Annotated in this window: 9 protein-coding genes; 8 read left to right on the top strand and 1 reads right to left on the bottom strand. The window is 57.9% G+C overall.

Features of this window, described 5'->3' with window-relative positions; genetic code table 11:
* Nucleotides 1–216: 216 nt before the first annotated feature.
* Nucleotides 217–1,167 (bottom strand): ArsR/SmtB family transcription factor, encoded by a 951-nt coding sequence (locus tag JKG68_RS27970; RefSeq protein WP_202065258.1) that lies wholly within the window; start codon nucleotides 1,165–1,167, stop codon nucleotides 217–219.
* Nucleotides 1,168–1,325: 158 nt separating this feature from the next.
* Here JKG68_RS27970 and JKG68_RS27965 point away from each other — a divergent pair, with 158 nt between their 5' ends.
* The 8 genes from JKG68_RS27965 (at nucleotide 1,326) to JKG68_RS27930 (ending at nucleotide 11,773) form a co-directional block, all read left to right on the top strand.
* A complete protein-coding gene (locus JKG68_RS27965) occupies nucleotides 1,326–3,215 on the top strand; it encodes an ABC transporter substrate-binding protein (protein ID WP_202065257.1) in 1,890 nt (629 codons plus the stop codon).
* A gap of 42 nt (nucleotides 3,216–3,257) precedes the next feature.
* Entirely contained in the window at nucleotides 3,258–4,262 is a 1,005-nt protein-coding gene (locus JKG68_RS27960; protein ID WP_202065255.1) for an ABC transporter permease, read from the top strand.
* Nucleotides 4,262–5,131, top strand: coding sequence for an ABC transporter permease (locus JKG68_RS27955; RefSeq protein ID WP_202065254.1), 870 nt, complete (start codon nucleotides 4,262–4,264; stop codon nucleotides 5,129–5,131). The genes JKG68_RS27960 and JKG68_RS27955 overlap by 1 nt, the downstream gene beginning before the upstream one ends.
* 17 nt (nucleotides 5,132–5,148) lie before the next feature.
* Nucleotides 5,149–6,189 carry an ABC transporter ATP-binding protein gene (locus JKG68_RS27950; protein ID WP_246515963.1) on the top strand — a complete coding sequence of 347 codons (1,041 nt, stop codon included), beginning with the start codon at nucleotides 5,149–5,151 and terminating at the stop codon, nucleotides 6,187–6,189.
* Between the two features lie 12 nt (nucleotides 6,190–6,201).
* Entirely contained in the window at nucleotides 6,202–7,050 is an 849-nt protein-coding gene (locus JKG68_RS27945; RefSeq protein WP_202065252.1) for an ABC transporter ATP-binding protein, read from the top strand.
* Nucleotides 7,051–7,097: 47 nt separating this feature from the next.
* Nucleotides 7,098–8,651 carry an arabinosylfuranosidase ArfA gene (gene arfA, locus JKG68_RS27940; protein ID WP_202065251.1) on the top strand — a complete coding sequence of 518 codons (1,554 nt, stop codon included), beginning with the start codon at nucleotides 7,098–7,100 and terminating at the stop codon, nucleotides 8,649–8,651.
* A 153-nt stretch (nucleotides 8,652–8,804) separates the two neighbouring features.
* The gene (locus JKG68_RS27935; protein WP_202065250.1) at nucleotides 8,805–9,635 is read left to right on the top strand and encodes an NAD-dependent epimerase/dehydratase family protein; all 831 of its coding nucleotides are present in this window, start codon (nucleotides 8,805–8,807) and stop codon (nucleotides 9,633–9,635) included.
* 407 nt (nucleotides 9,636–10,042) lie between these two features.
* Nucleotides 10,043–11,773: an IlvD/Edd family dehydratase gene (locus tag JKG68_RS27930; RefSeq protein ID WP_202065249.1), complete on the top strand. Its 1,731-nt coding sequence runs from the start codon at nucleotides 10,043–10,045 to the stop codon at nucleotides 11,771–11,773.
* Nucleotides 11,774–11,908 lie beyond the last annotated feature (135 nt).

Below are 11,908 nucleotides of genomic sequence, written 5' to 3'. Positions count from 1 at the left end.
CAACCAGAACACGCTCACGCAGATCAGGGGAATAGGGCTGGGGCATGGCTTGCCTCCCGGGCCATATCCCGGTCAACGCGCAGCCCACCCGAATGGATTCAAGCCCAGATCAAAAGCGCTTTAACTCCGGCAGAGCAGACGTTCGCGAAGGGTAGGGGGCCGGCAGAAAATGACCCGCTTCGGACCTTCCGGCACTCTGGGCTTCACCGCTTACCCCTAGACACCTAGCTGCTCCTTCAGATGGATGCGCATGACGATATCTTGATCATAGTTTCCGAACCCGCGGCCAAAAATATTGATCCCGCCAGGATGGCGGGCCGCCTCGTCAATCCCGATCCTCAACCGAATGCCGTGATGCTTATCGAGTTCCAGCTTGTCGAGTGTTACATCCGATATCTGAACGTCGTTCACCGAAGTTCCACTACGGGAGATCTGCCAAGTAACAAGCTTACCATATTGGGACCCCTCCAGCTTCCACCACTGTGGAGTGTAAAGACCCCGCTTGTCGCCAAAGTCACTCGGCGAGATCCAGGTTCCAACTTTCATATTGTTGACCCAAAGGCTGATCTCAGACGGCCAGTCAAGGCTCGTGCCCGGAACCTCGGACGAAAGCTCCATGACAAACTCGAGCTTGTCGATCTTAGCTCCCAGTACCTTGCCATTGTTAGGGAATTTGTACTCGACGAAGCCGCGCCTGAACCAGATCAGCGATGCGTTCATGCGATTTGGGTCCAGAAAGAAATCCGGCACGTCCAGAACACCCAAAACATTCTCCGTTGAGCAGAGGCCACACGGGGCGCTCACATCGCAACTCGTATAGAGCCCAATCGGCATAGAAACCTCGACATGATCCTTACTCTTGAGCGCATCCTGATCATCAAATCGGATGATGATTTCGTCGTAGCGGATTGAGCAGACCTTCTGCTGTCCCTTGGAAGCTTTGAGCGTTTCTGTCTCGATCAGCCCTGAGCGCTCAAGTACCTGGATGTGAGTCGCTATTGTCGACTGCGGCAAATCTAGCGCGTCGCTGATCTCATTGACGTTCAGCGGTCCTCGCACGCGCAGGAGTTTGAGGATCCTGATCCGGGCGGGTGAGGCAATCCCTCGAAGAGGCTCCGAGCTTTCCTCCGCCACAAGTGTCAAGAATTTTCTTTTGAAATTAAACATTTAGCCACTCAGTGCGGATGCTCCCGCCATGGGAGGCCCACGGTCTTTCTAACGATATGTAACGGAAGTTTGGATATATATCAATGATACCGTTGACCATTCCGAAAAACTCAGAGCTAAATAATAAAAAGATAACAATCAACCCTGGAGGAGCGCCAATGCAAATTCTACGCTTGCTTACCGTTGCGACCGGTCTGGCTCTGGCTGCGACCACTGCGCTGGCTCAAACGACTGTCCCGGGCGTGCCCCGCAATGAGACGATAATTCTCGAAAATCCGGAAGGTACGATCAAAAACCCTGGCTGGTTTAACATCTGGACCATCAATGCTGGTGGCCAGTATACCGGGCTGCATCAACTCGCCCTCGACACGCTCTGGTACATCGATCCAGAGCGCGGACTTGACGGTGTTTGGGAAAATTCACTCGCGGCAGACAAGCCGATCTACAACGCTGATTTCACCGAGATGACGGTGAAGTTGCGCCCAGGGATCTACTGGAGCGATGGTGTCGAGTTCACTGCCGATGATCTCATCTACACGGTAGAAACTCAAATCAAGAATCCGGGTATGCGCTGGAGCGCCCTGCTGGCGTTGAACGTAGAGAGCGTATCGTCGCCGGAGCCTTGGACAGTTCGGTTCAAGCTCAAAAGGCCGAACTCGCGTTTCCACTCGCTGTTTACGGTGCGGTTTAACGCAATCTGGATAATGCCAAAGCATATCTTCGAGAAAGCTGCCGATCCCCAGAAGTTTAACTTCAACCCGCCGGTCTCTCTTGGCGCCTATAAGATCCATAGCCATGACCCTGACGGCAAGTGGTACATCTGGCAGAAGCGCGAGGACTGGCAACGCACGACGCTCGGGCGCTATGGCGAACCGGGCCCGAAATATGCGGCTTATATCGATCCGGGCCCGCCAGATAAGCGCGTGATTGCTCAGCTCAACCACAACTTGGATGTGGTGCATGACATCGCGCCCGAGGGCATGTTCACTCTCTCCAAGCAGTCACCGAGCCTGAAGACCTGGTTCAAGAACTTCCCATTCGCCCATCCAGACCCGACACTGCCGTCGGTTATCTTCAACATGCAGAACCCGGCCTTCCAGAACCGTGACGTACGTTGGGCGCTGGCTTTGCTGATTGATGCCAAGGCCGTCTCCATGGCGTCCTATCGTGGTGCCGCGACGCTCTCGCCGATTGGTATCCCACCGACGGGTACTCATCCCGACGATTACCACATCCCGCTCCAGGACTGGCTAGCGTCCTATGAGATTGATACAGGCAAGAGCAAGGTCAAGCCGTACGACCCAAACATCGGCAATCAAATTGCCGACATGCTGCGCCCAACCATGAAGGAGCAGATCCCAACGGATCCGACGGAAATTAGGAAGGCGTTCGGCTACGGATGGTGGAAGCCCAACCCGCAGGCGGCTGCGGAGTTGCTCGAAAAGGCCGGCTATACGAAGCGCGGCAATGCCTGGCACACGCCAGACGGCAAGCCGTTCTCGATCAAGCTAATGGTCGAGGGTGACTCCCGCCCGATCCTGACCCGCGCCGGAACCATGATCGTTCAGCAGTGGCGCCAGTTCGGCATTGATGCCAAGACGGAGGTGGCTCAAGGGACGATGCTCGATCGTAGGAATGCCGGTGACTTCGAGACGCTCATTTCCTGGAGCGTTGAGACCTATGGCGGCCATCCGGACCTGTCGTACTTCCTCGACAGCTGGCATTCTCAGTTTGTCGCAGCTCCGGGCAAGACGCAGTCGCCCCGCAACTGGCAGCGGTGGAGCCATCCGGAACTCGACAAGATCATCGAGGAAGTGCGCCGGATTTCCTTTGACGACAAACGAACCGTGGAACTCGGTCGTGAGTACGCCAAGCTCATTGTTCGCGAAATGCCAATCATCCCGCTCATGGCCTACAATGTCTTCACGGCCATGGATGAGACCTATTGGACGGGATACCCGACTGCGGAAAATCCTTATGCCAATCCGGTCCCAAACTGGGGTAACTCCCGCTCAATGATGGTGAAGCTGAAGCCCAAGCAGCAGTAGCGCGCAGACATCTCCTTACTTTCCTCAGACAAGGAGTGGCCCATGAGGGCTTACGTGACCTATCTGTCCAAGCGGTTGGTGCAGTTCGCGGTCGTCGTCTTCGTCGGGATCAACATCACCTATCTGGTGACGCATATGACCCCGATTGATCCGGTCGAGCAGTCGATCTCGGCAGCTACCTCATTCGGCAGCACCAGCCCGGAAGCCATTGAGATGATGCGGCAGTCGCTGCGCCAGCTCTATGGTCTCGAGGGATCACCGTGGGAGCAGTACGTTTCGTTCTGGAAACGGATTCTGGTCGGAGACTTCGGCCCCTCCTTGTCGGCCTTTCCAACTCCGGTCTCGCAGCTCATCCTGCGAGCCCTTCCCTGGACCGTCGGCCTTTTGCTGGTTTCGACGCTCCTGACGTGGTTTCTTGGTAACTTGCTTGGCGGACTTGCTGGCTACTACAGGAACAGCCGGATCCTCAGGGCATTCGGCGTGATCAGCATGGGACTTAAACCCATCCCGTATTACGTCGTCGCTTTGATGCTCCTCATCATCTTCGGTTTCCTTTGGCCCATTCTGCCGATCAGCGGCGGCGCCACAATGGCGTCGGACCGCTCTAACACGCTTGCCTTCGCGCTCGACGTGGCAGTCCACTCGATCCTGCCGGTTCTGTCTCTCATGGCTGTTGGCATCGGCGGTTGGTTCATGGGCATGCGCTCGCTTGTATCCAACGTTGTGACCGAGGACTACGTTATCTACGCGGAGCTCGCCGGCGTGAAGGGCAGCAGGATCCTGCGGTCCTACGTGATGCGGAACGCGCTGGGCCCGCAGGTGACTGGTCTTGCGTTGCAGCTGGGTGCAATCTTCAACGGTGCGATCATCACCGAGTACGTCTTTGGCTACCCAGGCGTCGGATCACTCCTGATCAGCGCGGTCCATGCCGGTGACTACAGCCTGGTTCTCGGCATTACTACCATCTCGATTGTGGCTGTCTCCGCCACAGTCCTGTTGATTGATCTCTTGTATCCCCTGATCGATCCGCGCGTGGAGGCACACTGATGAGTGCGCTCAAGATCTTTCGTGATCTCTTCCATTATAACATCGAGTTTGCCATCGGCCTAATTCTGCTACTCGTTGTGCTGACCGTTTCCGTTTGCTCCTTCTTCTCGCCTTACCCGCCAATGGACGTCTACGTCGTACCGCCCGATGTGCCACCCTCTTGGGAGCATCCGCTGGGCACCACATCGCGTGGGCAGGACGTATTCTGGCAGCTCACCTTCGCGATCCGGAACACTCTCCTCTTCGGGATTGTGGTGGCGATCCTCAGCCGTATCATATCTCTCTTTGTTGGGCTGATCTCAGGCTACAAGGGTGGCTGGGTAGACCGCGTCCTCATGTCGATTAACGACACGTTCGTTGTCATCCCGCTCTTTCCCATCTTGGTGCTGTTCTACTTCATCATGCGTGACCAGATGTCCTGGGCGTTGCTCGCAGTCATCACCGCGCTGCTGGGATGGGCCTATGACGCGCGACTGATCCGGTCCGTCGCCATGAGCCTGCGGACCCGCGAATTCACCCGCCAAGCAGTATTCTCAGGTATGAGCACCGGTAAGATCGTTCTTCAAGAGCATCTGCCGTTCGTTCTGCCGATCGTGTTCTCGACCACCATGAACAACATCAACTGGTCGATCGGCATTGAGGTGACGCTATCCGTCCTCGGTTTTACCGACATCAATACGCCCACCATCGGCGGCATGATCTACTGGGCAAACCAGCACACCGCCTTGGTATCTGGCGTCTGGTGGTGGATCACGTTCCCAGTTGTTCTCGTCATCATGCTGTTCATCGGCCTGTTCCTGCTCGCAATTTCGATGAACGAATACATCGACCCGCGCAGCCGCCTCCTTCGTCTTGGAGGTCAGGTATGATCACCGGGCACCGTACCATGGCAACCTCGCATGAAATCAAGGCGTTGCAGACTGCTCCGCTGCTCGAAGTTGACTGTCTGAAGGCGTATTATAAGATGCAGCTGTTCGGTGTCGACCGCGAGGTGAGGGCGGTTGATGACGTCAGCCTTAAGATTGACCGCAACGAGATCTACGGCCTCGCAGGCGAGTCGAGTTCTGGAAAGAGCTCCCTCATCAAGACTATAGCTGGTGCCATCCGTCCCCCGCTCAGGGTTGTCGAAGGATCGGTGCGGTTCAGCTTCAAGGACGGGGAGCGGGATATTTATAAGCTTTCGCCGCAGGAGCTGTCGGCGATCCGCTGGAGCCATTTGTCCTACATCATGCAGGGTTCCATGAGCGTGCTGAACCCCGTCCGGCGGATCAAGCATGCCTTCGTGGACTTCGCATTACCGCATGTGAATGTGAAGGGAGCCGACTTCACCAACCTGGTGGAACGGCACCTAAAGCGGGTCCACCTCGACCCTGCGGTCCTCCAGGCCTATCCGCACGAGCTGTCGGGCGGCATGCGGCAGAGGGTTACCATCGCTTTAGCAACCGTTTGCGGACCCGAATTCATCATCGCAGACGAGCCGACGACAGCACTGGACGTGATTGTCCAGAAAGGCGTGCTCTTGATGCTGCGGGAAATTCAGCAGGAACTCAAGTCATCGATCCTATTCGTGACCCACGACATGGCGGTTCACGCCAATCTCACTGACCGTCTCGGCATTATGTATGCCGGCCGGCTGGTGGAGGAGGGCAGGACGCGGGATCTATTCAAGAGACCACTCCATCCCTACACGGCACATCTGATTTCTAGCCTGCCGCGTATTGGCGATGAGGCGCCGAAGAAGGGTCTTGAAGGCTCACCCCCCAGCCTCGCTGACCCTCCGCCAGGGTGCCGTTTTCATCCCCGCTGTCCGTTATCCATCGACATCTGCCGCCGCGAGGCTCCTCCCCTGGTGGAGATCCTGCCCGGGCACCGGGCAGCCTGCCACGTTGCCCAAGCCGATCCTACTCGGGTCGAGGCTGTCTTATAAGGAGGCGAGCGCATGAGTCCGAACCTTCTTGACGTGGAAAATGTCAACAAGATCTTCGCGAGAGGCGGTATCATCTCACGGAGTGTCAACCATGCTGTGAACAATGTCAGCTTCTCTCTCGCGGCGGACAAACCCGAAGTGTTCACCATTATTGGTGAGTCCGGGAGCGGAAAGACAACCCTCGCGGGCATGATCCTCAACAGCGCAGCTCCGACCAGCGGGCGTATCCTGTTTCGTGGAAAGGACCTGCATGATGTCCGCAGCCGCCGTGATCGGCTGGAGTTCATGAGCCATGTGCAAGCAGTCTTTCAGAACCCGTTCGATGCTTTCAATCCTTTGAAACGTGTTGACCGTTATCTGTTCAGCGCGGCTCAGACTTTCACGGAGTGCCGCACGACTGACAAGGTGGAGGAGCGGGTTGACGACTCGCTTCGCAAGGTTGGCCTGTCGCTTGCCGAAATTCAGGGGCGCTATCCCCATGAAATGTCAGGCGGGCAGCTCCAGCGTGTAGCGATCGCCCGCGCACTTGTGCCAAATCCGTCTCTGATCGTCGCCGACGAGCCGGTATCGATGATCGACGCATCGCTGCGCATGACTGTGATCAACCTGTTCAAGAAACTGCGCGATGAACTTGGGGTTTCGATCATCTACATCACGCATGATCTCGCGACCGCCTATTACATCAGCGACCGTCTCATCATCATGCAAGAGGGCAGGGTAGTCGAAGGCGGCGACGCTCGGACGGTGCTCGCGGCCCCGCAGCATCCCTACTCCATCAAGCTTCGCGAAGCGGTTCTGTCAGTCGAAGGAGCTTGGCGTGACGAACCCATCACGGAAGCCATGCCCGCTGTAGCAAGCTAATCGACCTTTTAGTTCTCCCTGACAGCTCAACCGATCGGAGCCTTGCAATGAAAGAAGCCAAAGTGACCATTGATCGCGATTTTTCAATCGCGGAAACGGATCCACGCCTATTCGGCGCCTTCGTCGAACATTTGGGGCGGTGTGTCTACGGTGGCATCTACGAGCCGGGCCATCCGACGGCCGACGAGCGTGGCTTCCGGCGGGACGTGCTTGATCTCGTCCGCGAGTTGGCGCCCACCGTTATCCGCTACCCGGGTGGAAACTTTGTTTCCGGATACAACTGGGAGGATGGCGTTGGCCCCGTGGAGAACCGCCCGCGCCGGCTTGATCTCGCCTGGATGTCCACCGAGCCGAATACGTTCGGCACCAACGAGTTCATGGATTGGTGTCAAGCGGCCGATGTAGAGCCCATGATGGCTGTCAATCTCGGCACGCGTGGCCCCGATGATGCCAGACGCCTCCTCGAATATTGCAACTTCCCGGGTGGTACGGAGCTGTCTGATCTGCGCCGCGCTCATGGATGGGAGAAGCCTCATAACGTGAGATTCTGGTGCCTGGGCAACGAGATGGATGGCCCATGGCAGATGGAGACCAAGACGGCGTGGGAATATGGGCGGATCGCGGCTGAGGCCGCCAAGCTCATGAAATGGATCGACCCGACCATCGAACTCGCCGCCTGCGGCTCGTCCTCGCGCAATATGCCGACCTTCGGTAGCTGGGAGGACACTGTGCTCGAGCACTCATTCGACCACGTCGAATACATCTCTCTGCACACCTATCTGAACAACTATGCGGATGATACTCCGGCATTTCTTGCAAGTCCGGACCTGATGGACAGCTTCATCGAAGAGGTCGTCGCTATTGCGGACGCAGTTGCCGCTCGTCGTCGTTCGCCCAAGCGCATCATGCTGAGTTTTGACGAGTGGAACGTTTGGTATCGCACCCGCCGTAAGAACGAGGGCCGAGTCAAGCTCGGTTGGCCCGTCGCGCCGCCGATCCTTGAGGAGATTTACAATATGCAGGACGCGCTTGCTTTCGGCGGCGCCTGTATCTCCCTGCTCAATCACGCCGACCGGATCAAGTCGGCCTGCCTTGCGCAGTTGGTAAACGCGATTGCTCCGATCATGACCGAGACCGGCGGGCCTGCGTGGCGCCAATCCATCTTCTATCCATTCAAAGATATGAGCAATCTCGGTCGAGGCACGGTGCTGCAGACGAAGGTAGACTCCCCCACCTACGAGACGACGTACTATGATCCACGCGGTACGTCCGAGCTCCTGTTCCCGCTCCCGGCAGTGCCCTATCTGAAGCTGTCCGTGGTTCACAACCACGATGAGGATTGCGTCACCATCTTCGCGCTCAACCGCAGCCTTGATGAGAGCCTGTCGATGGAAGCTCTCGTGCGCGGCTTCGACGGCCTCACGGTCAAGGAGGCGCACCAGTTGCGCAATGATGATCTCATGGCTGTCAATACGAAGGATACCCCGGATGCGATCAAGCCTGCTCCTCTGGAGGGGGTTGAGATTTGGGGAGAGCAGGTACGGGCCAAGCTCGCGCCGGCCTCGTGGAACGTCATCCGCTTAGAGGTTCAGAAGCAGTAAACGCTTGAACTAGGCTGCTACAGAAGGACCGCCAGGAGGAATTTTACCCCTCTTGGCGGTTTGCCGCCTTCCAGCGATGAGTTGAGCCAGCGGGAAATTCTGTTTTCGCACGCCATCGTCGAACCACGACGTCGGATGTGAACAAGGTAGGTCATGCCAAAACCACGGGTGCTGTTGACAGGTTCAACCGGATACATAGCGGGTCAGCTGCTCTCTGTCTTTCGCGACAGGTATGACCTGCGGCTTATTGACAATCGGCGGGAGAACGGAGCTGGTCAGCCCGTTGATGGTGTCGAGGTGCTCGATTTGCTCACGGCGAGTTCAACTGAACTGGAGACTATCTTCACCGGAGTAGATGTGGTGGTCCACTCGGCCTATCATCGGTCGGACGGATCTGATCCGCAGAGCCAATACCAGGGCGAACGGCGCAATATCGACATGATGCAGCGGGTCTACCAGATGGCTTTGGACCACGGTGTACGACGCGTGGTGGCGGCCAGCACCAATCAGGCAGCGAAGTGGTACGAGCAACCCTACTTTGCTGGTCTACGCGATCGCGTAAGTCCCGAGGACTATCCGCGGCCGGACAACTTCTATGGCTGGGCAAAGTCTGCCTACGAGTCACTCGGGTTTCTTTATGCATGTGGTAGCCTAGGACGGAAGCTCGAGATAATCCAATTGCGGATTGTCGTCCCGCGGGAGATCGACGCTAGCAAGTTCGCTGATCTGCCCCGCTATCGGTACGTGCGCGAGCTCGCAGGCTACATCAGCGAGCGCGATTTGCAGCAGCTCTTCTGCAAATCTATTGAGACAGCTCAGATCAATGATGAGTACGGTGTGCCGTTTCATATCTTCTACGGGGTTTCTAACAACGCTCGCACATTCTGGAGTATCACCAATGCCCGTCGGGTGATTGACTATCAGCCACAGGACGACTCCGAGATGCGTTTCGCTGCGGATATTGCCCGGTTGATGAGCCAATGAATGTGAGAGGACGCATTGCTTGATTAGCCGATACCTTTCGTATCCCGCCGACCAGAAAAGGCATGCGGAGCGACTATGACACTGAAGCTATCCGGCAGATCGGCGTAGTCGAGGTGAGCTTGGGGGCGAACTGCTGAAAGGCGGAATCTTCTACACACTCAAAGAGGCCCAGATCATGGTCGAGAGCTGGAGTTGTCACTACAATGCCGTATGCTTATACTCTTCACGGGGCTATAAACCACCCGCACCAGGGGCAGTTTTATGGCCGGCTGTGCAATCCTACCCAGCCACACCGGTGGTAGCACCACCAAACCCAAGCGCTTCAGATCAATCATCCACTAACGTTAACCCCAGCTCACCTCATGTGGGCTGGCCAACTCGCTGACTGAAATACTGGGACAATCAAAATGACTGACAAGAAGCGCGAGCTCCGCAGCCAGGCTTGGTTCGGGCGCCAGGACAAGATGGGCTTCTACTACCGCTCATTCCTCAAGAACAGCGGCTTTCCCCAGGACCAGTTCGACGGACGTCCTGTCATCGGCATCTGCAACACCTGGTCCGAGCTCACGCCCTGCAACGCCCATTTCCGCACCATTGCCGAGCACGTGAAATACGGCGTGCTGGATGCCGGCGGCTTTCCGCTCGAGTTCCCTGTCTCCTCCCTTGGCGAAGTGACCATGCGGCCCACCGCTATGCTGTTTCGCAACCTTGCCGCCATGGACGTGGAGGAGGCGATCCGGGCCCATCCGCTTGACGGCGTGGTTCTCCTCATGGGCTGCGACAAGACTACACCGGCCCTGCTCATGGGCGCAGCCTCGGCGGACCTGCCCACCATCGGCGTCTCAGGCGGGCCGCAGTTGCGCGGCGTCTATCGCGGCAAGTATATCGGGTCGGGCACCAACATCATCTCCATGAGCGAACAGCTGCGCGCCGGCGAGGTCACGCTGCAGGAATTCCACGAGGCGGAAGCCGGCATGAACCGCTCGGCCGGCCACTGCATGACCATGGGCACCGGTTCCACCATGGCTTCCATGGTCGAGGCGCTCGGCGTCGGCCTGCCGGAGAATGCCGCCATTCCGGCCTCGGATGCCCGCCGCAATCAGCTTGCCCGCATGTCCGGGCGGCGCATCGTCGAGATGGTGCACGAGGACCTTGTCCTCTCCAAGGTGATGACCCGCGAGGCTTTCGAGAACGCCATCCGCACGCTCGCGGCCATCGGCGGATCGACCAACGCGGTGGTGCATCTGCTGGCGATCGCCGGCCGTGTCGGCATCGATCTCACGCTGGACGACTTCGACCGGCTCGGGCGCGACATCCACTGCCTCGTCGACCTAATGCCCTCCGGCCGCTTCCTGATGGAGGATTTCTACTACGCCGGTGGCCTGCCGGTGGTGCTGCGCACGCTGGGCGAGCGCGGTCTCCTGCACAAGGAGGCGCTCACCATAAACGGCCGGTCGATCTGGGACAACGTCAAGGAGGCACCATGCTGGAACCGGGAGGTGATCACCACCTTCGAGGAGCCGTTCAAGCCGGAAGCGGGCATTGCCATCCTCAAGGGCAACCTTGCCCCGAACGGCGCCGTCATTAAGCCGTCGGCGGCCTCGCCCGAACTGATGCAGCACACCGGTCGCGCGGTGGTATTCGAAACCATCGAGGACCTACATCACCGCATCGACGACGAGGATCTCGACATCGACGAGACCTGCATCATGGTGCTCAAGAACTGCGGCCCGAAGGGATATCCTGGAATGGCCGAAGTCGGCAACATGCCGCTGCCGCAGAAGTTGCTCAGGAAGGGCATCCGCGACATGATCCGCATCTCGGATGCGCGCATGTCGGGCACCGCCTACGGTACGGTCGTGCTGCATGTGGCGCCGGAAGCCGCTGCCGGCGGTCCGCTGGCGCTGGTGCAGAACGGTGACATGATCACGCTTGATGTTGCAGCCCGCCGCCTGCATCTTCATGTGGAGGCGCAGGAGATGGAGCGCAGACTAGCTGCCTGGGTTGCGCCTGAGCCGCACGCGACCCGCGGCTGGGCCAAGCTCTATGTCGACCATGTTCTGCAAGCCGACAAAGGTGTCGATCTGGACTTTCTTGTAGGCCGCACGGGCTCGCCCGTTCCACGGGACAACCACTGAAACATGGCACCCAAGATCATCAAGAGAGGGAGTATGTCCTCACTCGCCAGGAGTGTCCGCCGTCAGCACTCATGAGACAGACCGAGCGAGTTGAAGAAGGGAGAGTCTCTGGTTCATCGTAGCCCTTGAGGACAT

The organism is Microvirga aerilata, from assembly GCF_016743775.1.
GTDB lineage: Bacteria > Pseudomonadota > Alphaproteobacteria > Rhizobiales > Beijerinckiaceae > Microvirga > Microvirga aerilata.
The sequence above is the reverse complement of the archived record's forward strand: the minus strand, read 5'-3'. Positions and strand labels throughout refer to the sequence as shown.

Bases quoted from the DNA above. Each gene is read 5' to 3' on its own strand.
- JKG68_RS27970 (WP_202065258.1), bottom strand. From the start codon at position 1,167: ATGTTTAATTTCAAAAGAAAATTCTTGACACTTGTGGCGGAGGAAAGC.
- JKG68_RS27960 (WP_202065255.1), top strand. From the start codon at position 3,258: ATGAGGGCTTACGTGACCTATCTGTCCAAGCGGTTGGTGCAGTTCGCG.
- JKG68_RS27965 (WP_202065257.1), top strand. From the start codon at position 1,326: ATGCAAATTCTACGCTTGCTTACCGTTGCGACCGGTCTGGCTCTGGCT.
- arfA (WP_202065251.1), top strand. From the start codon at position 7,098: ATGAAAGAAGCCAAAGTGACCATTGATCGCGATTTTTCAATCGCGGAA.
- JKG68_RS27945 (WP_202065252.1), top strand. From the start codon at position 6,202: ATGAGTCCGAACCTTCTTGACGTGGAAAATGTCAACAAGATCTTCGCG.
- JKG68_RS27935 (WP_202065250.1), top strand. From the start codon at position 8,805: ATGCCAAAACCACGGGTGCTGTTGACAGGTTCAACCGGATACATAGCG.
- JKG68_RS27955 (WP_202065254.1), top strand. From the start codon at position 4,262: ATGAGTGCGCTCAAGATCTTTCGTGATCTCTTCCATTATAACATCGAG.
- JKG68_RS27950 (WP_246515963.1), top strand. From the start codon at position 5,149: ATGGCAACCTCGCATGAAATCAAGGCGTTGCAGACTGCTCCGCTGCTC.
- JKG68_RS27930 (WP_202065249.1), top strand. From the start codon at position 10,043: ATGACTGACAAGAAGCGCGAGCTCCGCAGCCAGGCTTGGTTCGGGCGC.